This is a genomic window from Psychrobacter sp. DAB_AL62B, from assembly GCF_028895345.1.
Taxonomy (GTDB): domain Bacteria; phylum Pseudomonadota; class Gammaproteobacteria; order Pseudomonadales; family Moraxellaceae; genus Psychrobacter.
In genome coordinates this window covers 432,212-458,055 of record NZ_SAXC01000001.1, presented here as the reverse complement: position 1 = coordinate 458,055, position 25,844 = coordinate 432,212, and the positions used below count along the sequence as shown (strand labels likewise).

Sequence of the window (25,844 nt, the reverse complement as noted above, 5' to 3'; positions counted from 1 at the left end):
CTTTAGAACGATTATTAAAGTATTAATTTAACATCACGATAAAAGTTCTCATGCGTGCCAATCATTAATAAGGTGAGGACAAGCTGACCATCATCAATTTGATAGGCCAATAAGGTTAGCTGCTTTAGCATCTTAAACTTATAGATACGTACAGAGGATAAATCACCTACTTTCTGTATGCCTAAATTAGGGTTATCCATTAAGGTACGTACAGCAGCATCTAGATCGGCTTTCTGATTTTTATGTAATTTTTTAACGGCTTTTTTAAAGCTATGTGATTGAACAACACTTAAAGATTGAGTCATCATTTATCCAAAAAAAATTATCCGAATTCGTAAGGCTCGACCATGCCAGCATCCACTTCTGCTTGTGCAATTAATATTTGGCGAACAAATTCATAGGATAAATCAGGATTGTCTTCCATAATTTGTCCAATGGTTGCCCAGTGTTCTATTTGCTTTGGCGGGGTACGATGTTGTGCTTTTGAGATCGCATAGGCTTTATCAACCAGTTCTTTATTAAGACGTATGCTTGCAGTAGACATAGGATTCTCCTTATTCAAGACTATTAACCTTTGTGGTATTTTACCACAGATCTAATGTATTAACGACTATCATTCTGATGAAAAAATAAAAGGAATAAAAAATGACCAAAACAAAACCAATATTCGCCCCGCAAATATCAGTCCCCGCTACCTATATGCGTGGCGGCACGTCAAAAGGGACTTTCTTTAAATTATCTGATTTACCAGAGCGCTGCCAAGTCGCTGGCCAGTCACGTGATAGTTTTCTATTGCGTGTTATCGGTAGCCCTGATCCTTATGGCAAACAAATCGACGGCTTAGGTAATGGTAGCTCGAGTACCTCAAAGACGGTCATTTTATCGCCTGCCAATAACAGCCCTGAAAAAGCAGATCACGATGTCAATTACCTGTTTGGACAAGTAAATATTGCCAAACCACTGATAGATTGGGCGGGTAACTGCGGTAATTTAACGGCGGCGGTTGGGGCTTGTGCTATCAATATGGGTTTAGTCAATGCGGATAAAATCGCTAATAGTGTCAGTCATAATACGGGCAGCGGCATCTGTGAAGTACGTATTTGGCAACAGAATATCGGTAAAACCATCATTGCTCATGTGCCTGTCTATCTAGATGCACAAGGCAAAGTACAAGTACAAGAAACCGGCGATTTTGAATTAGACGGCGTGACCTTCCCAGCGGCTGAGGTGAAGATTGAATTTATCGATCCGGTAGACTCATCAAGTGACATGTTCCCTACCGGCAACCTAATAGATGACTTTGATGTATCCGGTTGTGGTCTAGATATCGATAGTATCAAGGCAACCTTTATTAGTGCGGGTATTCCAACTATTTTTATCAATGCAGAAGACTTGGGCTTTAACGGGACTGAATTGCAAGGTGATATTAATAGTGACAGCGAACTACTTGCCAAGCTTGAGAATATCCGTGCCAAAGGTGGTGTCGCGATGGGGCTGTTTAAAGATGTGAGCGAGGCGCAAACCAGTCAGCATATTCCAAAAATTGCTTGGATAGCGCCTGCACAAAGCTATACTGCCTCTAGTGGCAAAGCCGTTGATGCTAATGATGTCGATTTAGTCGTACGGGCGATGAGTATGGGTCAATTGCATCATGCGATGATGGGTACAGCAGCAGTAGCGATTGCCGCCGCAGCAACGACTCAAGGAACATTGGTTAATCAGGCCGCAAGCGCAGGCCAATCCGAAAAACAGCTATCTGAGGTACGCTTTGGTCATCCATCAGGTACATTGTTGGTTGGCGGCAAAACAGAGCAAGTCGACGGTCGCTGGCAAGCTAAAAAAGTCTCGATGAGTCGTTCAGCTCGTCGTATCATGGTTGGTGAAGTTTTTGTACCAGAGGATGGTTTTTAACCGTTAACTCTCGTTTCACCATATATCATTAACATCCCGCCTATAGTGACTAAGGCTAAGCCAGCGATTTTATAGATATCTATCGCTTTAACCTCTAAGCCAAACAAGCCAGTTTGGCTTAGAATCAGAGCAAAATACATTTGCCCAAGAAACACCCAAAGCAGTGTATTACCTGCGCCTATCTTTGGCGCGGCAATAAAAATGAATAAGATATAAAAGCTGCCCAAAAATCCTGGTAACCACATCCACCACGTCGCATTTTCAATCATTGGTGGCTTGATACCACCACTCATCACATACGACAGTACTAAAGAAGCTAGTGCACCTCCTAAGTATAAATAAAAGGTAGATTGTATTTGAGAGGCTTGTGTACTTTCTCGAAAAGCATTGACGATAGCCAGTTGGAGCGGAACAATAGCACCACCTGAAAGGCTAATTAAGACGTAAGGAAGGATTTTCAAATGACTGCCCCAAAAAATAAATAGTGTATATCTGAATATCATCAATAATAAATCTTACGCTAATTAGGGCATAATAAGTTTAATCAATTAAATACTCAAACTATTGAATCTAATACATGCCAACCACTTCTAATCTCAGAAAGTCTCCACTCGATAAAAAACCGCCGCTTAAAAAAACTGAGCGGCGGGCTTTGCTGTGGGACATTCTAAAAAAACTGGCGGTATTTGCCGCACCTTACAAAACCTTAATTATCGCCACGCTAATCTTAACGGTGCTTGGCTCCTTTACCGCACAGGTCAATGCCTTTGTACTGCGCTATGCTGTTGATACTTTGACCGAAATCGCTACCCTTGCCGAGCCTTGGGAAGCTGGTGTGCGCATGTTAACCATCATCAGTGCGGTGTTGCTGACTAAAGAAGTGTTATCAATATTCATCTCTTTTGGACAGCGCTTCTTTGGTGAGAAAATTCGTATCAATCTCTCCCGTGATTTATCACAAAAAATCATTGAGCGTATCTTAACTTATCGTATGGCGTTTTATACCAGTAGCGAAAACGACAGTGGTAAATTGCAAACCCGTATTGATTATGGCGTTAGTAGTCTCACCAGCTTAGTACAAAACTTCTTTATCGATATGCTGCCATTATTCGCCAGCGCCATTGTATCGCTGATCATTATGTTTTCGACCAACTTTTGGATTGGTCTAGTTGGTCTTATCATTATCCCCATTTATTTCTTTATCAGTCAAAAACAAGCACGGCGTCTACAAGGCTTTCGTCGTCAAATGCGCGGCTTTAGAGAAGCCAAAAGTGGTCTTGTCATCTCCTTGATTAACTCTATCAGCGTCGTGAAGTCCTTTGTCCGCGAATCTATCGAGGCTGAGAAGCACTTAACCATTCAAAAGGACATGACTGACAATCAGCTACGTATTCGTAGTATTGGCTTCATTTATGATGCGGTGAAAACCTTTATAGAGCAAATAGGCGTGGTGGCGATTATTTTACTGACCTCTTATTTTGTGCTAAAGGGTCAGATGACCATTGGTATGATTTTATTTCACGTCATGCTGTTTCAAAACGTCGCCGCCCCTATCCGCCAATTGCACCGCATTTATGACCAAATTAACAATGCCCTGACCTATGCAGAAGGCTTTTTTGAGATTTTAGAAGATGATGAACAAGTTGAAAAAATATTAGGTTTAAGTAGTAAAAACCTAAAAGGTCATATTGAGCTTAAAAATGTCGATTTTACCTATCCTAATGGTACTCAAGCGCTAAAAGATGTCAGCTTCACTATTAAACCCAATCGTATTACCGCACTGGTGGGTCTAAGCGGTGCTGGCAAGAGTACGATTATCAATTTGTTGGTGAGATTTTACGAGCCAGATGCTGGCATGATATGCTTAGATGGGAAAAGTTTAGCCGACTATGACACCCATGAGCTACGTCAAAATATCGGTTTGGTGCTACAAAGCAATCATATTTTTTCGGGTACTATTAGCGAGAATATCCGTTATGGCGATATGAATGCAACTGATGAAGATATTATCGTTGCTGCAAAAAAAGCCTCTATTCATGAGCAGATCATGTCGTTATCAAAAGGCTATGAAAGCACAGCCAAATCCTTATCAGGCGGTCAACAGCAACGTATTGCGTTGGCAAGGATGTTTTTAAAAGATCCGCCGATTGTATTTTTGGATGAACCAACCGCAAGCCTTGATGCGATTGCCAGCCAACAGGTGAAAAAGAGCCTAGATTTGATTAAAAAAGACCGAACAGTGATTATGGTCTCACACAATATTGCCCAAATTATCGATGCCGATGACTTAGTGGTGATAGAAAACGGGCGTGTGGTCGAGACGGGTACTCACGAAGCGCTATATGAGAAGCGCGGCAAATACTTTGAAATATTCAGCGCCATGTCTGATAGTTTGAATTTGGATAAAATCAGTCAAACCTTAAATAGTTAATGTAGGGCGAAGTCGTTATAATACTCACTCTGTGATGCATTGATGCATTATATTTTTGATTACCCTATGACAGCCCTTTAAATCGTTAGAAGCTATTTGACTATGACTTGTGAATTTTCTATAAAAACCTTTGATGAATTAACCTCCGTTGATCTGTATCATATTTTAAAAGCGCGCTCGCAAGTGTTTGTGGTTGAGCAAAACTGCCCTTATCAAGATATGGATGAGGTAGATTTTGACTGCTTGCATTTGGTCGCGCATAAAAACGAAGCATTGATTGGCTATTGCCGAATCATTCCACCGACATTTAATAGCAAAAAATCTTCCGTAACCCCTTCAGGCCCTATCCCCTCAATTGGCAGAGTTTTGGTATTGGCGGAGCATCGAGGTGATGGCGTTGCCCGTCAGATGATGCTGGAGGCCATCAAATACTGCCGTAAAAAATATGGCAAAAAACCCATTATCATCTCAGCCCAGACTTATTTATTAAATTTTTACGAATCCTTGGGGTTTATTCCTGAAGGTGAACGTTATCTCCATGACGGCATTGAGCATGTGATTATGGTTTTACCAATAATCAAAAAGGTCAAGGTCAAAAAGGAGAGCTCAGGTACAGCAAGCAATATCCTCAGCTTTTTACTATTGATATTGGCGCTTTTATTTATTGTCGGTTTGGTTTATTTGATGGTCTGAATAATTGCCTGATTAATTGCCTGATTAATTGCCTGATTAATTGCCTGATTAATTGCCTGATTAATTGTCTGATTAATTGTCTGATTAATGGTTACGTTTTAAACCAGTCTTACACTACTTCACTGTGGTTAGATATCGAGTATGCTATTTTTGATGAATGGCTTAACTATCTAACTCAAGGAAGAGGTAAGACTATGTCTAATGTAGAAAGCAACGTCCGCCCAGAGTATGACGTAGAAATTCAAAAAATTGCCGATTACGTTCTTAATTACTCTATAGATAACGACTCCCCAAATAGCGCTGATGCTTGGAATACCGCCCGCTACTGCCTGATGGATACCCTCGGCTGCGGACTGTTGGCATTACGCTTTCCTGAATGTACCAAACACTTAGGTCCTGATTGCCCAGAGCAGATAACGCCTCATGGCGCGCGCGTTCCGGGCACCTCTCACCGGCTAGATCCTATCAAAGCCGCCTTTGATATTGGCTGTATCGTGCGCTGGCTTGATTATAATGATACATGGCTTGCTGCTGAATGGGGTCATCCCTCAGATAACTTAGGTGGTATCTTAGCGGTAGCGGATTATATCAGTCAGAAAAATGTCAGTCAGGGCCATGCAGCACTCACCATGAAAGAGGTGTTAGAGGCGATGATTATGGCGCATGAGATTCAAGGAGTTTTGGCGCTTGAAAACTCTTTTAACCGTGTGGGTCTTGATCACGTGTTTTTGGTAAAATTGGCTTCAACTGCTGTCGTTGCAAAATTATATGCTCTGCCACGTGAGCGTATCATGGCAGCCATCTCCCAAGCTATCGTCGATGGTCAAGCGCTGCGCACTTATCGCCATGCACCCAATGCCGGTAGTCGTAAGTCTTGGGCAGCAGGAGACGCCACCAGTCGCGCGGTACGTTTGGTCGATATCACTCGTCGCGGTGAAATGGGGATTCCTGGCGCACTCTCCGCACCGCAGTGGGGTTTTTATGATGTGCTGTTTAGCCATACCAATAAGGATTTGGCTACCAAGCCTGAGAATGAACGCACATTTATTTTCCAGCGTGAGTTTGGCAGTTATGTGATGGAGAATATCTTATTTAAATTAAGCTTTCCTGCAGAGTTTCATGCGCAAACAGCCTGCGAGGCTGCTGTTATTTTGCATCCGCGTATCGATGACAGAATTGATGAGATTGAAAAAATCGTCCTAACCACTCATGAATCGGCGATTAGAATCATCTCTAAAGAAGGGATGCTCTCCAATCCTGCCGATCGCGATCATTGTCTACAATATATGGTGGCAGTGCCTTTACTGACGGGTGATTTAATGGCGGAAAATTATGAAGATGATTATCATGCGCAGCATCATATTCTGATTGATGGACTACGCCGTAAGATGGTCGTTGAAGAAGACACCGGTTATTCAAAAGATTACCATGATCCAAGCAAGCGCTCGATTGCCAATGCGATTCAGATCTTCTTTAAAGACGGCAGCAGCACGGATAAGGTTGCCATAGAATACCCTATTGGGCATAAACGCCGCCGTACTGAGGGCTTACCGGTATTAGAAGCCAAGTTTCGTGCCAGTCTTGCAACGCGCTTTATAGACAATCGCTGTGCGGATATTTTTGCATTATGTAGCGATCAAAAACGTTTAGAGCAAACGTCTGTGAATGAATTTATGGATTTATTTGTGGCTAATTAACTAATTAGCTATTTAATCATTCAACCCATGATTTGAAATCTACCAAGGTATTGACTCTCCTGCCCAATCAACAAAGCTGCCTGATTGGGCAGCGGTCATTCCCGATAACACCTCTAATAAGCACTCTGCACTATAGGCTGGCGAGAAAAGATGTCCATCAGCGACATTGCTTTGGAAGGGTGCAGACAGCTGTGTGTTTACCGTCCCCGGTTGCATGACCACCACACAGACATCTTTTAGCGACCTTCCCCATTCGATACTCAGGTTTTTCATACCCATATTAAGCGCCGCTTTACTCGTACGATAGCTATACCAACCACCAACTTGGTTGTCACTGATACTGCCTACACGCGCAGATATCGTCGCAAAAATTGCTGGCTTGTCGTTGCTGCGTTCAGCTTTAGCCAATAATGGCTTTACATGCTTAGCAATAAGCAGACTGGCTAAGGCATTCACCTGCATATTTTGTAAGAAAAAATCTGTTTCAACTTGTCTGAGTGCTTTTTCTGGTTGCGCTTGCTCAGTATGCAACAGCCCCGCACAGTTAAGCACCCAATCGATATGCGCGCGCTGTTGCTTAATGACATCGGTCGCCTGCTTAATACTATCTTCATCGCTGACATCCATTTGTAGCCAATGTAGGTTATCCGCTTCAATATCCGGTACGCTTCGATAATAAGTCGCAAAGACGTCAACGCTATCATGTTGCTTAGCAGACGATAAGATCTGTGCAATCATGGCTTGGCCAATACCGCCGGTGCCGCCAATGATGAGATAGGTTTTAGAGTTCATAAGGCATACTCCTAGTTGTTGTTAATCGGGTCATCAACTGATTGTGTACTCATATCTATATAGTGACTGACTTTTTAAATATTTACTATAAGGCTGTTGTGCTTAATCAAGATTCAGAAACAGTTACTCAATACGATAGCCGATTAATAAAAAAGCCGCCTCAATGGGCGACTAATGGATGATTTAAGCTAAAAATATCAAGGCTTTGATTTACAGTAAGCTGAGTGTAGCGGTAACCGTTAATGCGCTGCTGGTTTGTCTACCGCCACAACAGGTACTTCCTTATGATCAACATCGAATAATTTACCTTCGCTAAAATAATCACCTTCAGTCAAATCTAAGATAACCGCAGGACGCACTGAACGGTCTTCTGTACCGGCGACAAATACTGACTGTTGGTCTGAGTTACCTACTTTTAGGTGGTTAAATAACAAGTTTAGTGCGATGGCCATAATGGCAGCCGAGCTGATGCCTGAATGGAAAATAGTCGCAAACCAGTCTGGGAATTGATCGTAAAATGATGGCGCTGCAATTGGTAACATACCAAAACCAATAGAGGTAGCAACAATAATTAGATTCATATTATTGTTATAGCTGACTTGTGCTAGTGTACGAATACCACTGGCTGCAACCGTACCAAACAATACGATACCTGCGCCGCCTAATACTGCGGTAGGAACTGTTGCAATAACACGACCCATAATCGGCATCAAGCCTAAAACGACCAAGATAATACCGGCATAAGCGACTACAAAACGGCTTTTAACGCCGGTTACCGCGACCAAACCAACGTTCTGTGCAAAAGCACTTTGAGTAAAAGAGCCAAAGATTGGCGCAACCATACTGGCTAGCATATCCGCACGCAGACCATTACCTAAGCGCTTTGAGTCAACATCAGTCTCAATAATATCACCAACTGCCAAGATATCTGCTGACGTTTCTACTAAAATAACCAATACTACGATAAACATAGAGATAATCGCAGCAAGCTCAAAGGTAGGCGCGCCAAAATGGAAAGGTGTCGGAAAGGCGAAAATAGAGCCGGTTGTAATACCAGAGAAATCGACTAAGCCGAAAGCCCAAGCAGCAAAAGTACCGATAACCATCGCTAGCAGAATGGATAAGCGACTGATAGCCGCATTACCAAGCTTGCTTAGTAATAACACCATCGCTAATGTGAAGCCGGCAAGACCAATGTTGGTCATGCTGCCAAAGGTTGGTAAGTTGCTATTGCCACCCATAGCCCAGCGTGCGGCTACTGGCATCAAGGTCAAACCAATGGTCGTAATCACTGTGCCGGTTACCAGTGGCGGAAAGAACTTAATAATCTGGGAGAAAATAGGCGTAATCAAAAAGCCCAGAGCAGATGCTGCAATGACGGCACCGAATACAGAAGGTAGCCCGCCCCCCGACGTCACAATGGCTACAACGGTTGCAACACTCGCAAATGATACACCCTGTACTAGCGGTAGCTGACAACCAAAGAAAGGCACACCAATGGTCTGCAATAATGTCGCTAGACCACCAATAAATAAAGAGGCAGCAATCAATAAACCGATTTCAGCCGGTAATAGTCCAGCTGCTTGTCCAACAATCAGTGGTACAGCAATAATACCACCATACATCGTCAGTACGTGTTGAAAGCCGTAAGCAATATTGGCGCCAACGCCCAGATTTTCGTCTTCTGGGCGGGCAAATGCCGATTGAGAAGTAGATTTAATATCCATATTAAATAGCCGTCCTTGGTGTTCTGTCGTTAATGTATTCTAGGCTTGTTCTTTGACAACTCCTAGAGTGAAACTCATTATTTATATAAAAACCAGCGCTCTATCTACTGTATGACTAGTCGTAATCACTGCAAAAATAGGCTTATTGGATTTTATGGTTTTTACTATGAAAAGGAGTTTAACCTCGTTTTCAATTAATCTGAATCAGTTTTACGCTATAACTGTATATAGAACTGTGTATTATCTGAATTTAACATTAGAATGAGCATGACTGTTTGGGATACATATCCAAATCAGATTTCTAATTTGTTTTTAGCATAACGTTTATTTGCGATAACTGCTAGTTATTATTGACCATATGGTCAGGATTTTTTTTCATTCAAAGAAAATCCTTTAATATCAAAGGCTTTAACAACAAAATAGTAATGCCGATAAAAATGCCATTATCATTAAAGGTTTTATTATTTTAATTTCATCATTGATTATACGGATATCAGACTATGCTATCGCCCCAAGACCAATTGACTGAGCTGGTCCGCACGCTTGAGACAGAGCAACATATCTTTGCCACTGATCCGCTACTCATCACTGAAAAACTGCAAGGTGAAGATGGCAAACCGCTGCAAAAACTGCATCGGAGGGCATCACGTATCGATAGCAATGGTGCGCTGGCACGAGTACTGGGTAAGATTGATGGGCGCATCAAAGGCATCATGGTTGTGATGAGCGTGGTGTGGTGCATCTCAGGATTTTTGGGACTGTTTACCTTGCTACAGACCAATGTGGTCAATTTCTTTTATGTGTTGGTTTGTTTACTGGGTTTTCATAGCATCATGCTTTTAGGTTGGTTAGTCATGACATTAATCAATCAAGGTCGTCAGTCGCCAAGCTGGTTTGCCAGTTTTGTTAGTCCCAGTTATCTCATCCGTGGTAAGGATGATGTCACCAAGGCGGCAGTCGACTTGTACGAGCGTCAATTGCAACATAGCGGTATGCGCTGGTATTTAGGTCGGTTTAGCCATCAGTTATGGCTGGCGACGTTGACCGGCATGCTGCTGGCGATTATATTTTTATTAATCGTCCGTCAGTACAGCTTTAGTTGGGAGTCAACGCTACTCTCCGATCAGGCGCTTATCACCTTGACTCAAGTGCTCGGCTGGCTGCCAAGCATGGTTGGCTTCGATGTGCCAGACAGCACGGCTATTGTACAGAGCCGGTTGGTGACCGATGCGATGCCACTATCTGTTGCCCGGCAATGGGCAGGATTATTGGTAGGTAGTTTGCTGATGTATGGAATTGTGCCACGCGCCATAGCATGGGCGTTTTGTGCATTGATGTTTCGTCGTAAAAAAATGCGCTTGGATATCAAACTACCCTATTATCAAAAGATTTTGAATTTTTGGCAGCGTCACGTGGTCGATGTAGATGATTTTACTGCAGCACCAGCACCTATTGCCCCAAAAGCGACTGTCAGCGCTGGCAAGAAACTGGTCGCGTTACTTGAATACCCATCAGAGCAGGATAACTGGTGGCAATCGGGACTTAGTACGGACATTAAAGACAATAGTGACGTTGAAAACTTCGGTATCGTGGACGATCGTGATGATATGGCACGGTTAAAAACCTATTTAGATAGCCATTCGGTACAAGTCTTACTGGGGATTCATGGTAAAGCGTTGCCTGATCGTGGCACATTGCGTAAACTCGATCAAATTGCCAGTCATGCAAAACACGGACTAATTGTACAACTGCTTAATGATACTAGCTTTACTGGCAACAATATTGCCACCGATATTTTAGAGTCGAGCCAAACAACAGAGCAATTGTTAGAAAAACCAGACGTTCGTTATCAGCAATGGCAAACAGCGCTCTCCGCTCGAAAAATTGGCTTAGTTAAAGTTGACTCTTAGAAAAATGCGCCTTATGATTCATCAGATAATAACCGTAAACGGCTACAGTGTTTTTTGGCTATTAATAATTGATATAAGATTCTATTATGAATAATGACAATAATAATCAAGATAACAGCCAAGAAAGTAACCAAAAAACTGATAAGCATGTCGGTCTCTTTGCCGATAAGGCTTATGAGGTAACACCCGACTCAAGAAAACAGCCAGCGCATCAGCCATATCTGGCCGTTACTAGCGATGAAGACCTGCCCTTGAACAAACAGACGTTAGATAAACAAGCATTCACTGAACAAGTAAAACCTGTCAATACGACATCTAAAAAGACAATCGCTAGTGGCGAAGCTCTTAAATTAGCCGTTGTTGGTCATACCAATACGGGGAAAACGTCTATACTGCGCACCTTATTACGTGACGTATATTTTGGTGAAGTAAAGAACGAAGCAGCAACCACGCGGCATGTAGAGCGCGCCCAACTGACGGACAGTCAAACGGGTGAAGTGTTGGTGACATTGTATGACACTCCTGGTCTAGAAGATGCATCGGGATTGATGGACTGGCTTGAAGACAATACCGCCAGTCGCCGTGATGGCATTGAGCGCTTACAGCAGTTTTTGGCAGCAGATATCGCTCAAGGTGTCGATAGTAATGTTACGGACAATTATGGCTCGCAAGATTATAACTACAGCCAAGAGGCCAAAGTTATCCGTCAGCTGCTGGCAAGTGATATGGCCATCTACGTCGTAGATGCACGTGAGCCAGTATTAGGTAAATATAAAGATGAGCTGGCTATCTTGTCTTGGGCTGCGATACCTGTTATGCCGGTGTTTAACTTCACTGACAGTCAGGATGCCAATATTGATGATTGGCAGACTATGCTGGCAAGACGTAATTTGCACATCTCTACGCGCTTTGACTCAGTAGCATTTGAATTTGAAGATGAAATGCGCCTGTGGAAAAATCTTGCGACCATGCTCACACATTCTGAGATGCTTGAACAATTGATGCAGCGTCGTACTGAAGACTGGGCACAGCTGTACGATGAGGCCAATATTATCATCGCTGATTTTTTGCTAAATGTCGCCGCTTTTGTACGCGAGATTAATGAAGATGATGACCCAATGCCTGTATTGCAGCAAATGCAGGAAGCAGTCAGACAGAGTGAGCGCGCTATGCAGCACAATTTGCTTAATTTATATAAATTTTATGATAACGCAGTTGCAGCAACCCCGCTTGAACTGCAAGCGTACCAGCAAGATCCATTTGATCCTGAGCTTCTTAAAAGCTATGGTATTCGCACGACTTCTGGCGCTGCAGCTGGCGCACTATTAGGATTGGGCATTGATGCCGCAGCACTAGGCACGACCTTAGGATTAGGTGCTGCCATAGGGGGTATCGCAGGCGGCCTATTATCTAATACCAGTAGTATCGCCGATAGAATTACTGGGGTAAAACGCCTGTATATCGACCCTGCTACATTAACTTTATTGGCAACTCGGGCCATAGATTTATTGAATACGCTACGCCATCGTGGCCATGCTGCAACAGATGCCACGCAACTGATATATAATGGCGAGAAAAATAACAATAGATCGTCTGTTGATGGCAATGAAGATAATGTAGTGACGCCATGGGTTGCGCACAAGTTACCCAGTGAGCTTAAAAAAGCGCGTGGTAAACCGCAATGGTCATCGCTCAGTAGCGGCAAGTCAGAACAAGCTCAACTACTACGAGTGGATATGGCATGGTCGCTGGCAAGTAAGCTACCCTCACATAAATCCTAGCATTCTTAAATAAAAATCGTAATTAAAACCACTGAACATATTTAGCAGTAATCAAAACCAATAAAGACCAAGGAAAATTAATGACATACTATTTTGGATTCGTACCTTCAGATAAATTAAAAGCGTTAATTATTGAGGCAGAACAAGTCATTGCATCAGATGTAAAAACTGACTATTACCCTTATCGCGATGCACTGACTCACCAAACCGCACGCGACCTTATCGATAACTTATTGGTTGGTCTGGTTGAGATTATTCCAAACCCTGAGCGCCAAGCATCCATGCGTAAAATTGTTGCGACGGTTGAACGAGCGTCGGATACCCTACTCAATATTTTACTGGGTAAAGAAAATAATGAAGAAGTTTTGCCCAGTTTTCATTTTTTAAGAGACCGTGCAACCTTTATCGATAATGAAGGTTTAAAACGCGTGGGTTTCAAGCTATCAGAAAAAGATGCTGAAATCATTGATAAAGGTTTTGCTGCTGTCACCCCTGAACATATAGATATGAAGACGTTTAAAACAGCCCTTGAAACGATGAATGAAGAGACATTGACTCATTTTATCAGTCGTTATGCGGAAACACTAAAGCTTGGTATGATTAAACGTAAGTCTGTACCAGTTGCCAAAGCGGCTATCGATAAAGGCATGAGTATGGCGCTTAATAAGCTGTTGCCTGACTTACCAGACAGCTCATTAAATCGTTTAGCGAATTATTACCGCCCTTTTATGGTAAAAAAGCCAGAATAAGACATGGTATTTGATTAAATTTGCCCTAAAAGTCATATGGCGTTGGGCAAATTCACTAAAATTTGCTAAAATAAGCGGCACTTTTTACCAAAGGCACACCCGATGACCCAAATCAGCAATCAAGAAATTGAAAAAACATTACGCAACTCAGAGTGCCTTATCAGTAGTATGGAAGTCGCTGCTGCTTATGAGCGCTTAGCGGCCCAGCTCAATCTCCATTATGCTGGTCTAAACCCGATTGTTATGGTCGTTATGAACGGCGGTCTTATCCCAGCCGGTCAGCTACTGACCCATTTGACGTTCTACCATCGTATGCATTACATCCATGCATCACGTTATCGTGATAATGAAGGCACTAATGAACTTGATTGGAAATTTAAGCCGGATGTAAAGCTTGCTGGTGAGCATATACTGTTGATAGATGATATTTTTGATGAAGGCATCACCCTAAAAGCAATCGTCGAAGAATTGAGTAAAGAAAACCCCTTGTCTATCGAGTCTTGTGTTCTGCTCAATAAAGAACATGATCGTAAAGTTGCGGGTTTTGATGTTGATTTTGTTGGTATCAATGTTGCTGATCGCTATGTTTATGGTTGTGGTATGGATTTCCATGGTTATTTGCGTCATTTACCAGGCATCTATGCTATTAAAGAAGACAAAGTGTAAATTTAAAACTTTTGTCATTAAGAAAAGCATCCAAATTGGATGCTTTTTTTGGTTTAATTTTTCATATTGAATAAATAATGGAGATTAATGGAGTGCTAACAGCACTATTCTATAAATCTTTCGAACTGTAAACTTAGCCCTGTTTGTCTTTCAGTTGGCGTTGATAATGCGCGCGTAAAAGCGGAGGCAGTACTAAAAATAGAAACTTGTTTTTTGGCACGTGTCACCGCGGTATAAATAAGCTCCTTGCTTAGCAAGCGTCCATTACTATCATCAAAGGCAATAGCCACATGATCAAACTCTGACCCTTGCGATTTATGTATGGTCATCGCATACGCAGTCGCAATCATCTCATCACTCAGCATATTAATATTAATGCCTTGAGTTTTGTTCTCAAAAAATACTTGTAAACGCCCTTTCTCAGTTTGTAGACAAATACCAATATCACCGTTAAACAGCCCTAGCTCATAGTTATTCTGTAAAACCATGACAGGACGTCCATGATACCAAGGTGATTTTGATAACGGCAATTTTAATTGGGTTTTATGCTGTTCACTCAGGTAACTATTGATGTGGTGATCACCGCAACGCCCATGGTGACCAGCAGTTAATACTCTAAATTTATTGAGCATTACCATTAGTTCGGTAAAATCATTAATAGATTCTTTTATTGGCATGGAACTCGCTAACTTAATTTTTGTTAATATTTTTTTGGTTTGATTAAAGTATTGAAGGTAATTTTTTGAGAGGTTGTTTAGAAACTTATATTTACTTAGGCTATTTTGTATCTTATTAATTGTTATATCGCCGTCCGTATTTTCCTTTGCACTAGATGCTAGATGATAGAAGTTTAGGGCGTCATCATCTTGAAGAAGCTGCCAAACTTCTATCATGTTTTGTGTGCTGTCCGAGCTTATATCTGCCTGATTAATGAGCTTAGCAAGCTTGCCTATACCTGAATCTTCTGTAAAACGCCGACTGGCTATTAAACACTGATTTACGTCCTGTAGCACAGGTATACGGCATAAATCCGCCAGCACTGCCCCTGCATCGACTGCTGCTAACTGATTGGCGTCACCAAGTAGTATCAGCCGCGCATTGGCTTTTATGGCGCTTACCAGATGATTGGCAAGCTCTACCCCAAGCATAGAAGCCTCATCAACGATGATAATATCTTCACTTAGCGGGTTATTATTATTGTAGCGTGGACGACCGCCCTGCCCGATACCTAACAAGCGATGAATGGTCTTTGCCTCTGGCAGCTGTATAGAGACACCAGCTTGCTGTATGGCGTCCTGTAGCGACTCCTGCATCCGCTGGGCGGCCTTACCTGTTGGGGCGGCTAATGCTAGATTGACCTTTGATTGACCCCCTTCAGTCTGTTCTTGCTGCAGCGCCATGACCAACTGTGCAACGGTAAAGGTTTTGCCCGTCCCTGGTCCACCAGTAATGATGCTAAATGCCGATCGATTTGCCATATGAATGGCATCTTGTTGCTCGATGTGTAATCGAGGATTGGGTGCTATCGGTAATTCTATTAGCGTCTGGTTTTTAATACGAATCACATTCTTTGCTAATGCGTGTTCAGCCTGCCATGTACGATGTAGCCATAAGGTAATTTTAGTTGCTTCGTCACCTCTCTCTCCTTCATAACCAAGATTACTATCTACTTGAAAAATAATTGGGCAGGCAATTTCACTTTTCACTTTTTCAATTCTAGTAAAAAGTGGTTGGTCATTTAATATCTCATTAAATTTACTTAGGCTATTTTCTATTGAAGTAGCGTTACTAGCTATATGTCTTAAAGATCGATATAGATTTACACAAACTTGACGGCGTTGTTCTAATATTTTTTTATCATATAAAGGTAAGGTTGATTGGCGCATGGCGGCATGCCACATCTCATCGCTTTCTAATAGCTCAGCAATTGATAGAGCTGTTATGCCAGTACTTATAAGCGCTGTAAATAATGGCTGTAGTAAAGGTTGCAATAGATGCTGTTGCCAAATAAACAGCCCAGTATCATCATTGAGCCTATTATCACTTACAACACCATTAGACGCGTCAAGGACCAATACAGTATGTCCCTCCTCTAAACGCTGCACCAGTACCTCAAATAGCGCCTCAAACAACCAAGCTTGCGTGTCATGAACCTCTTCACCTGTATTAGCTACCAGCTGACTTTTTAGCTGTCCTCGGTATGCCACTTGCGTTTGTGCGCGTCGTTGTAATAAATACTGACTAATCGTCGTAGACCAGTTATTAGCAGCATCTGTGCTAGTAGCGTTTATACCTTTAACATCACTCATCGTTTATCCATTTTTATCGTTATTTTAGTATTTTCATTTGCTAGGCACTTGGGCTACCAAACATCTCGTCTAATGCTTTAACCAGCTCAAACGGTATCTGCCATTGGATACGTCCATAGTTCTGCGCACCTTTTGAGTCGATACCACGCAAAAACACATATTCTACGGCGCCTAAATATTGCGTCTCATTACCTTCATAATTAGGTAGACGCAAGCGCAAAAATCGATGGAGTGCCACCTGATAGATAGCGGCCTGTAACCAGTAGCCTGCTTTATTCATAGCAGCGCTTAGACCTTCATCATTATAGTTGCTTAGGCTATCTCCTAAATAGTTACTTTTATAATCAACCACATAGTACTTGCCAGCACATTCATATACGAGATCAATCTCACCGCGTAGGTAACGATAAATATAATTAGAATACTGGGTGGTCAGCTCAATATGCTTTTCTGGTTCATCAGGTAAATACTGGCTGAAGATACGGTTAATATGCTCAGGTGTGAAGTCTTCTGACAATCCCATGTTAAAGCCAAGCTCCGCAATACGCTGCTTAACTGGTATGTCCTGTAAAGGCTGACCAGATGCCAATAACGGTGCGGCCAATACGTCTGCCACCCATGCCATCAACTCATTATGAGCGACACCTAGCTGGTTAGCCTCAGCTGATTCAATAGTCTCTGTATCCAGTTCTGAAGGCGATTCGAAAGGAGTTGCTTGGTTTTGCTGTAAGCGCTGTTGAGAGGTAGCGCTAGCATAGCTAATTGGCAGCTGATATTGACGAATACTTTGATCAATGATGGCTGACCATTTACTACTGTCTGTAAAATCTATTTTTTCAAAAATCTCATGCAAAAACGTACCAGCATTAGCACCTTTTACAAAGCGAAAACGAATATCATCGCTGGTGATTAAATTGCTGCTATTTCCACTATCGTCATTTTGCATATCTTGTTGATTTTCAATTCCACTTAGAGTTTTAGTAGACAGATTGATACTGTCTGTCAAATCTAAATCATCTTCTACCCCATCATCAAAAACAGCCAGCGCTTTACTTTGTTCGTTCAGCTGACGCGATAGTGCGGTAAAACTGGTTTTAGCCCAGCCTTTAAACGAGTTCCGTTGTATTTGCGCATAGGCATGTTGATAATCGATACGTAGTGCGGTAGCAGAAGTAGAGATAGACTCAGTATTATCAATTCCTTGGGAAGTCTTGCTCGTATTAATAACTGCTTCAGCGCTTAGCTCAATTGCAGCATACTCTAGCCAGCCTATATAAGGCTGTAATCGCTCTGGCAATGCAAACTTTTGGTCTGAGCAGCTGAGCCACTTTAAGACAGGCTTATATTCGAAGCCTGTCTTAGTTTTAGTATCCGCTAGTACAATATATAGCTGCTCACTCGCACGAGTAAAGGCGACGTAGCCAAGTCGTCTGAGTTCTTCATAGTTTTCCGTCGTTTCAAATTGTGCATAATAGTCTGTTGCTGTTTCGCCTTTAGCCGATTTACTATGCGGCTTGCCTTTACTGGCCGATAGGCGACGCTCCGTCTTATTGTCATCAATATCATGGTCATATAGAAATAGATTATGGTCGCTACGACCGCCAGCCTTAGGACTAGCGCTATCCATACCGACGACATAGACAATCGGGAATTCTAGACCTTTGGATTTATGAATAGTCATCAGCTGTACACCTGACTCTGTTGGCAGTGGCTGCTGCTGTGCCCACTCAGGCGTACGGCTACTATTCATGTTTTTCTTATACCATGCCAACAGCTCATGCTCACCGACATGCATACCGTGTTGTGCTAAAATATCGAGCAGGTGACGCAAATCCATCAAATATCGCGCACCATCTTCTAAGTCAGCAAGACCCACCCATACGTTTTGGCTCTTTGCTTGTTGACCAGATTGCTGAGAGTTTCGGCTCACCATAGGGTTACGACCAAACAGATAGTGCAGCGCTGACAAAATACCATTGTGCTGCCAGTACGACGCTGCAATCTTTAAATACAGTAGGAAATCTTGATAGCGCTGTTTTAGCGCTGCTTGCTCGGTATCCTCATAACCGTGCTCTATACCCGCTTGGTCAGAATTATCTTCATCCTCATCTAGCATCAGCGCTTGTACATCATTGAGGCTCAGCTGATAAAAATTGCTGGTCAACACACGATTAACGATGTCACGCCGATGTGGTCGTAGCATTGCCTCTAATAAAGCTGCCAAGTCAGCGGCGATAGGCGTATCAAAGACGTTTTTTTCTGCGGTTTCAAGTGTCGGCACACCAAGCTTACTGAGCATATCCTCAACTTGCTTTAGCTCCTTCTTACGTCGACCCAGTACCCCAATATCGTTTGGTTTGATGGGACGACCTTCGATAGTTTGCTGACTTGCCAGCAGTGCCGCTATATGTAGAGCGGTTAGCTCGCAAGCATTATACTTAGCCTGTTTATCATAAGGCAGGTGAATCACACTGACAGGACTACTCGATAAAACAGCAGCATTGTCTGGCTGCTCTTTCGTTTGGCGTCCTATTACGTCCTCTACTGGTATTTGCCATGAAAGGCGAGCGTTGGTATTTGCCGCCGTTATATGTTGGTAGTAGATACTCTTACCAAGCTGCGCCAATTGGCTAGCCTGATCTACACCAAAGTCTTGTGAGTCTGATACCGGACTCGGTCTACCGAACCAGTGGTTCAATGCGGTAATCAAGCGCTCATTAGAGCGTCGATTGATATCAAGGCTCATAATCTGGCTGTTATCAAACTTAGCTTTCATGGCATTATAATTGGCGACATCTCCACCGCGAAAGCCATAAATCGCTTGTTTAGGATCGCCTACTAACAGTAGAAAGCCGCGATTACGATTTTGATTGTCGTTATCGGTATTTTTGGACAGATAAATGCGCTCAATCATACGCGCCTGTTCACCATTGATATCTTGTGACTCATCAATCAATGCCACCGGATAATGATGGCGAATATAACGCGCCAGCCGCTCACCTTGTTTGCCTGATAAGGCTTGATTTAAGCGCACCATTTGCAGTGCAAAAGTAGTCTCGCGCCGTGCTTCTAATATCGATGGCAGTTTTTGCCGTACTTTTAGCGCGATATCACGGTTTAAACTTTCAACCAGTGATTTTAAATATAAATTAATCTGTTCGGTATAATTGCGTAATGATGCTAATAATTGTATACCTTTAAAACTAGCAAGAATTTGGCGCTGTCCATCAAATTTCTTTTTGAAAAGATTTCCGCCTTCTTCTTCACTCAGAAAAACATCAGACACTAAGCCATAAAAGCTTTCAGAATCAGCATCTAAATTCGCGAAAAAAGCACCTTCATATTGGCCAATCAATCTTTGAATAGTAACAATAGAGTGTATGGTTTTACCAAATTTACCGCCTTTTTTTAGCCCTTTTTCAATACCGAACTCTATATCAAAATACGGCTCTAACTCTTTTAAATCACAATTCTTAAAATTATCTAATGCCTGCTGATAAGCCACAAAGTCTATCTCCTCACCCATCTCAACATTTTCAATCGGCGTCGAGATAAATTGGAGTGATTTTTGGGCAACACCAACATGATCGGTAGGTGACGTTAGCTTCTTAGTATGCTGTAGTAGCTGATAAGTCTCAGGCTGCTGGTTATACAGGTAGCTATGATGCGCGCGTACCGCATCATGGATGATACTTTCTATCACTATCTGTTCTTGATCGCTGATTTGTATGCCTTGCTGATGGCCAGTCTCGGCACTGTATTCAGACAGCCACTTTTGGGACAAGCTATCCAATGTACCCACGAACAGCTTATCCAGCGTGGTCAACACCAGAGCGCAGCGCCTAAGCGCATCAGCCAACGGGTAATCTTCGGTATGATCTAATAAGAATTCGAGCAAATAGCTGTTGATAGGATCGTCCATAAGATCCTTATTGCCTGAGAGGGTAGCTTGATTGTTAAGCCATTCCAGCCGTTTTTGCTTCTGCTCTGCACTTATTTTTTTATTAGAATCATTAGCTAGCTTAGAGTTTTCATCGCTTTCATCTGTCTTATCACTAGGTTTTTTGATGCTTTCATTTATTAGCGGTGGGTAAAGAATAGCTCGGAGACTAGAGTCAATTTTCAGCCTATTAAACCATTGCAATAGCTGATAAAAATCAGTCAAACGCTCATTGATACGCTGGCGCATCTCAGCGGCAGCGGCCCGGGTAAAGGACGTCGCGATAATCTGCTCAGGTGCGCGTTTTCCTTCAATTAATAAACGCAAAACAATACCCGTTAAAGTCCACGTCTTACCAGTACCAGCTGAAGCTTCTATCAAGTACTTACCGTTTAACTTGATACGAATCGCAGGCGGTTCTTCTGGCTTATTAGCGGTCTTGCCAGCTATGTTGTCAAAAAGGTCTTCAGGTAAAGCACAGCTGTAGTCGTGCCCGACATCATCGAAACCATTAACAGCATTATTGTATTGATCCATAAAAAATCACTTGTTCAAATTCGTACGGTGTCGTACGGTGAAAATCATTATTATTTATTATTTAGCATCAATAGCCTTACAGCGCTATTAAAGCTTTATCCATCGCCCCAAATAAAGGCTGTGCCAATGCAGGCAAGGCGTCCTTTAACTTGGCAAAGGTATCTTGTTTATAAAGGATATATTGCCATAGCTCATGCTGTGAGCAGCTGTCATAGATGGCGTCGCTGTTATAAGTTGGCCATAACCAGCTTTCAAAATCACTGTGCTTGGGTTGATAATCGGGTTCTTTGCTCAGTTTATGTAAATAATTAAGCGCATATACCGGTAATAGGATTATTGGTGTACTAGCGGCAACTTGTGCAAATCTGATCCATTTGATTAGCTCTGCCAGCGCATCGTCATAAGCGATTGGTGCAAGCTCAAAGGTACTGTCATTTTTAGAGAATTTATACTCATCACTCCCTTTATTAAAGCGCCAGATACTTCTACCGTCACCAGCAGCCACTTGCGCCTCAGTGGTACGCCTTGCGACCTGCCAATAAATATGCGCCAACCAAAAACGCAGTAAATACTGTGTCCGCGCACTATTGGGTAATATATTTAACCACAGCTCAGGTGAGGATGACTCAGCTAACGACTTGTCTGAGCTTTGAGTGGCAATAGTAGCGACAACTGGCACCACACCTTTAATCTGCAATTGACCTTGAAGGTTTATATCAGGGGTATCAACCGTAATCATGGTCTCAGCACAAAGGGTTAGCAGAGCACTAGCATTTTTACTGGCTTGATCACGAGCACTGTCATTAGTGTGGCAATGAGTATCAATACCCAATGCTGCTAACTGTTCCACGAACTCCTGACATTGCTGCTGTAGCTTAAGCTGTTGATATTGCAGCGTTGATTGGCGTGCTACACCTGCTGGCATGATGGGATCGTATAGCAAATTACTTATGCGTTTAGTAGCTTGGTTGCTCGCGCTGGTATTATTAATATCGATATCTTTATTTAATTCATCAAGTAGCTGCGCATTCACCTGATAGGCACTTAAACCAGATAACGACAAAGGCTCTTGGTGTGCCATCTCATCTTCAGCTAATACAACATGTACTTGCTGCTCTCGTAAAAAATGCTTGGCGGGGTGACGTACTTGGTAGTACAGATGTTGCATATCCACTTGGCTGATATCAAAGCGCTCATTCACGCCTTGCACGGCCTCATGATTCCCAGCTTCAATTTCTAATAAGCCATTTGATAAATTATTTAATAAAATGCGCCGAGCAATATTGGTATAGTCTTCCTTGCTAGGCAGATTAACTTTAACAGGATTTAAATGAGGGTTGTTTTGAGAATGCAAGCGCTCAAACACCTCGTGCCAAACTCGCGCTGGTGCATTGGTGCTTTGTTGATACAACTTTTCTTTTTGCATGGCACGCGCAAGTAATTTCATCAGCACTTGTCCATCATCCTGACTGGACATTAAGCTAGCAGAGTCAACGGATTCAGTATTTGACTGCACAAAAACTTCTTGCGCAAACGGTAATGCAGGATGACGCGTTACTAGCCATTGCTCGATAAGCTTAGGCAAATAACGCTGCACTTGCGCGGCCAATGCTGATTGGTCATCACTATCAACAGTCATTAGCGATTTGGTTTTAATCTGCTCAGTTTTTAAAGGATCCCACTGCCACTGCACTTCACCTTGTAGGAACTGCAATAGCTCACTTACCGGATTGGCTGGCAGATGCTCATGAGTATCGGTGAGACGCTGACCATTATAAAAAATCCAGCAAGCATTACGAGCACAGAGCAGCGCATCTAAAAACGCGCCATTATCATCGTCTTCACTAAATCTATCACCGCGACGTGCCAGCCCAGATTTCATCAAGTCATAACGGTTGTCACGGTCACGGTTGGGGAACTCGGACAAATCCATATTGAGCATGACGACCAAGCCAAACGGTACGTTACGTAGCGCACCAAAACGTCCAAAGGTAATCACACCAGTCGGCTCGGCACTGACTTGCTGGCTCTCAAGCTCATCTTCGATACTATCAAGCATAAAGCTGAGCTTTAAGGGTAAATTACTGACTTGTGATAACTTTGACTCAACTTGACTGGCTTCGAGCTGCAGTGACATTGAGGAATGGGAAGCATCATCTGTCATCGTACTCGACTGGCTATCATTATCAGCATGGTAACGCTGATAATGACGGTTGGCACGCAAACTACTCTTAAAGCCGTTCATGGCATTAAAGATAGCGCGCATCGGACGCGTTTGATCAAGTGCGCCAAAATACGGATGAATGATATGATTTTCGATATTATTGAGCCAATTCTCAGCATTATGACGAGCTTGAAACTCGTAACGGCAATGATGTAATCCACTATAAACTCGGCATAGTGCTTCAACAATCGCTGCATCCGCCAAACTAATCGCCGACGTAGGTATCGTTTTTTCGGCTAACGCATTATCTTGCCAATGGTCAGGGTATAAGCAATCACTGATACCAGCTTCAGGCATGACCAAACCTAGCGCTATCTTATCCAGTGCATGGGCAAAGCTAAACCGGTAATCGTAGTCTTGTGTATCAAGCGTTTGCTGCAAATGCGCTTCATCAAAACCACGTACAAACCCTGCTTGTTCCAATAAATCACACGCACGGCTCATCTGCTCATGCGTTAAGCCAAGGCTCTCATATAGCGGTGGCAGCATCAGCCAATCAAATACTTCAGCCGCTTCAAAGCGGGCGCTGTCACTGCCTAGCAGCCCATAAAAGCCACGTATCGCTTCCCATAACTGTCGAATGGATTTATCGACGACGCCAGTGACTTTTGCCGGTAGCGTCAGACCGTCCTGCCCTTCTCCATTGACAAATACTGAATTAATGAGCTCATGATGACGATCGACATCTGGTAATAATACCACGATATCGGACAGGTGACGCGTGCTACCGTCTTCATTTGACTCGTTTAACCAGCGCCCAATCATGCCGCGTAATACTTCAAGTTGACGTTGTAAATTATGGCAGGAGTGAATACTCAGGCTATTATCATATTGCGATAATTGCCATTGGCGTGATTGCTCGTAGCGTTTGCCTTTTAGGGTGACATCGCTATACCATAAATCAGAATCATTACTTTTGCTTAGGCTATTTTTTTCAATAACGTCATTATTACCCGAATCCACTTGCATCTGCTTACTAAGCGCAGCACTTAATCTTCCAGCGGTGGTTTGCGGCGTTGCGCTTTCATCCAGCATCAACACATCTTGCTGTAAATTCGCCAGCAAACTTAGCGGGTGCTCGGATTCTGATTCTGTTTCAGGTGTTTGCTGATAACCAACATCGAATTTATCTTGCCAATTTAACTTAAAGCCATTTTTATCTTCATTACCAGATAAACTTGCCAGCATGGCAAAGGTCTCACGCGACTGCTTACCCAAGCGTGACAATAGCGTATGCCCGTAATCACGTAAAAACACGCTTTCAGGGTTAATCACTTGCTGACGCTGTAGCCACTGTTTGTCAACAATATCCGCCCAAAACAACTGCGATGGATTGTAATGTAATAAGGTGATATCAAGGTATGTCGATAAACGCTGTAAAAAATTAAGCTCATTTTGTGGTAATTGCTGAATGGTGAAAATATGCAGTTGCGTTGGTAATATCGCTTGGATATCTACACCGCTCTCGGCTTTATCTTGCGCCATAATCTGCCAAAATCGTGCCTCAATAGACGCGCGATGCTCGTATACTGAGGCAAATAACAAACGCCATAAATGTCGCTGGGCAAACTCCAGCTCCGTATAATGCGCAACCAACCACTCAGGTGTCTTGCCAGCATGCTTATCGAATTCTAGCGTCAGCTTATCTTTTTCAGCCACGAGCAACTCTACATCGACAGGCTTATTATCAGACCATAGTGTTAACCAGTCCTCACGATGAGTCAGATAACGACTAAATACCCGCGAAAAATCCGTTGCCAACGACCATAGCCGTATATCTTGCTGACTGCGATCCGCTTCTTCATCCAATAACGCTGATAGCAGCGGATACAAAGGATGCTTATCATCTGCCATAATTTGCGCTTGATAATAAGTAAAGTAACCAAACAGACGCCACTGCATCACTGCACCAGTTAACACTGCCACTTCTGGCACCGTCACAATCTCTTGTGTTCGCTGATGGGACTCTAACCAGACATTGTGCTCAGCCAAGACCTTTTGCATCAACGTCCATTGATACTGTCCCCAAAACTTAGTCGTGACTAAAGTACTGATCCCCGCCTGACTGGCAATCGACTTATCCAGCCAATCACCCAGCACCATCGAGGGCACGATGACAATGAACTCTTCAAAGATAGGTAGGTTTTTAGACTTATAAGCGTCAAGTAACTGCTCAACTAAGCGTTCGGTACGATGCGACTGAATAATGGTAAACATAGAAAATAGTCTGATTGGGATAATGGAATAGTGAAGCGAATAAGTATTGTTTGAAGACTTTAAGACATAAGCACTGTTATTAAAAATTTAGAGCAAATCGTATCGACGTGGTAAGCAAGCGAACCTGTTGATACTAAATTCAAAAGACCCTCTATACGCATACACTACAAATAAAGAAGGCGACAGGCGATACTTAGCAATCTATGTTTCGCGGTCGTTACTACAGTGTATTTCTGCTAGAATGATAGTCTTAAGTGTCA

The 25,844-nt window shown here is 42.7% G+C and carries 16 protein-coding genes; 8 read left to right on the top strand and 8 right to left on the bottom strand.

Annotated features, from left to right (window positions below; translation table 11 throughout):
* Nucleotides 1-14: 14 nt before the first annotated feature.
* Both EPB74_RS01815 and EPB74_RS01810 read right to left on the bottom strand, forming a co-directional pair.
* A complete protein-coding gene (locus EPB74_RS01815) occupies nt 15-305 on the bottom strand; it encodes a type II toxin-antitoxin system RelE/ParE family toxin (RefSeq protein WP_089554731.1) in 291 nt (96 codons plus the stop codon).
* Between the two features lie 17 nt (nt 306-322).
* The gene (locus EPB74_RS01810; protein WP_089554732.1) at nt 323-544 is read right to left on the bottom strand and encodes a TA system antitoxin ParD family protein; all 222 of its coding nucleotides are present in this window, start codon (nt 542-544) and stop codon (nt 323-325) included.
* 101 nt (nt 545-645) lie between these two features.
* Here EPB74_RS01810 and prpF point away from each other — a divergent pair, with 101 nt between their 5' ends.
* Nucleotides 646-1,911, top strand: coding sequence for a 2-methylaconitate cis-trans isomerase PrpF (gene prpF, locus EPB74_RS01805; protein ID WP_274902436.1), 1,266 nt, complete (start codon nt 646-648; stop codon nt 1,909-1,911).
* Here prpF and EPB74_RS01800 read toward each other — a convergent pair.
* Nucleotides 1,908-2,372 carry a DMT family transporter gene (locus EPB74_RS01800; RefSeq protein WP_274902435.1) on the bottom strand — a complete coding sequence of 155 codons (465 nt, stop codon included), beginning with the start codon at nt 2,370-2,372 and terminating at the stop codon, nt 1,908-1,910. The two genes, prpF and EPB74_RS01800, sit on opposite strands and share 4 nt — an antisense overlap.
* A gap of 116 nt (nt 2,373-2,488) precedes the next feature.
* On the opposite strand from EPB74_RS01800, the gene EPB74_RS01795 reads away from it, so the two are divergent.
* From EPB74_RS01795 to EPB74_RS01785, 3 genes are all read left to right on the top strand, one after another.
* Nucleotides 2,489-4,342, top strand: a complete 1,854-nt coding sequence (locus EPB74_RS01795; protein ID WP_274902433.1) for an ABC transporter ATP-binding protein — start codon at nt 2,489-2,491, stop codon at nt 4,340-4,342.
* Nucleotides 4,343-4,444: 102 nt separating this feature from the next.
* Nucleotides 4,445-5,035, top strand: a complete 591-nt coding sequence (locus tag EPB74_RS01790; protein WP_274902431.1) for a GNAT family N-acetyltransferase — start codon at nt 4,445-4,447, stop codon at nt 5,033-5,035.
* Nucleotides 5,036-5,229: 194 nt separating this feature from the next.
* A complete protein-coding gene (locus EPB74_RS01785) occupies nt 5,230-6,732 on the top strand; it encodes a bifunctional 2-methylcitrate dehydratase/aconitate hydratase (protein ID WP_274902430.1) in 1,503 nt (500 codons plus the stop codon).
* A 39-nt stretch (nt 6,733-6,771) separates the two neighbouring features.
* On the opposite strand, the gene EPB74_RS01780 is transcribed toward EPB74_RS01785, so the two are convergent.
* Nucleotides 6,772-7,524, bottom strand: coding sequence for an SDR family oxidoreductase (locus tag EPB74_RS01780; RefSeq protein WP_274902429.1), 753 nt, complete (start codon nt 7,522-7,524; stop codon nt 6,772-6,774).
* Between the two features lie 239 nt (nt 7,525-7,763).
* A complete protein-coding gene (locus tag EPB74_RS01775) occupies nt 7,764-9,251 on the bottom strand; it encodes a nucleobase:cation symporter-2 family protein (protein WP_079691773.1) in 1,488 nt (495 codons plus the stop codon).
* 500 nt (nt 9,252-9,751) lie between these two features.
* Here EPB74_RS01775 and EPB74_RS01770 point away from each other — a divergent pair, with 500 nt between their 5' ends.
* The 4 genes from EPB74_RS01770 (at nt 9,752) to EPB74_RS01755 (ending at nt 14,357) form a co-directional block, all read left to right on the top strand.
* Complete coding sequence (locus tag EPB74_RS01770) at nt 9,752-11,161, top strand: DUF2868 domain-containing protein (protein WP_274902427.1); 1,410 nt, start codon at nt 9,752-9,754, stop codon at nt 11,159-11,161.
* 86 nt (nt 11,162-11,247) lie between these two features.
* Nucleotides 11,248-12,942: a GTPase/DUF3482 domain-containing protein gene (locus tag EPB74_RS01765; protein ID WP_274902425.1), complete on the top strand. Its 1,695-nt coding sequence runs from the start codon at nt 11,248-11,250 to the stop codon at nt 12,940-12,942.
* A gap of 80 nt (nt 12,943-13,022) precedes the next feature.
* The gene (locus EPB74_RS01760; RefSeq protein ID WP_274902424.1) at nt 13,023-13,691 is read left to right on the top strand and encodes a hypothetical protein; all 669 of its coding nucleotides are present in this window, start codon (nt 13,023-13,025) and stop codon (nt 13,689-13,691) included.
* Nucleotides 13,692-13,793: 102 nt separating this feature from the next.
* Nucleotides 13,794-14,357 (top strand): hypoxanthine-guanine phosphoribosyltransferase, encoded by a 564-nt coding sequence (locus EPB74_RS01755; protein ID WP_274902423.1) that lies wholly within the window; start codon nt 13,794-13,796, stop codon nt 14,355-14,357.
* Nucleotides 14,358-14,461: 104 nt separating this feature from the next.
* Here the strand turns inward: EPB74_RS01755 and recD are convergent, their stop codons facing one another.
* The 3 genes from recD to EPB74_RS01740 all read right to left on the bottom strand — a co-directional run bounded on the left by recD (nt 14,462) and on the right by EPB74_RS01740 (nt 25,584).
* Nucleotides 14,462-16,666: an exodeoxyribonuclease V subunit alpha gene (gene recD, locus EPB74_RS01750; RefSeq protein ID WP_274902422.1), complete on the bottom strand. Its 2,205-nt coding sequence runs from the start codon at nt 16,664-16,666 to the stop codon at nt 14,462-14,464.
* 40 nt (nt 16,667-16,706) lie between these two features.
* Complete coding sequence (locus tag EPB74_RS01745; RefSeq protein ID WP_274902420.1) at nt 16,707-21,143, bottom strand: UvrD-helicase domain-containing protein; 4,437 nt, start codon at nt 21,141-21,143, stop codon at nt 16,707-16,709.
* Between the two features lie 76 nt (nt 21,144-21,219).
* On the bottom strand, nt 21,220-25,584 hold the full coding sequence (locus EPB74_RS01740) for an exodeoxyribonuclease V subunit gamma (RefSeq protein WP_274902418.1): 4,365 nt from the start codon (nt 25,582-25,584) through the stop codon (nt 21,220-21,222).
* Between the last annotated feature and the right edge of the window lie 260 nt (nt 25,585-25,844).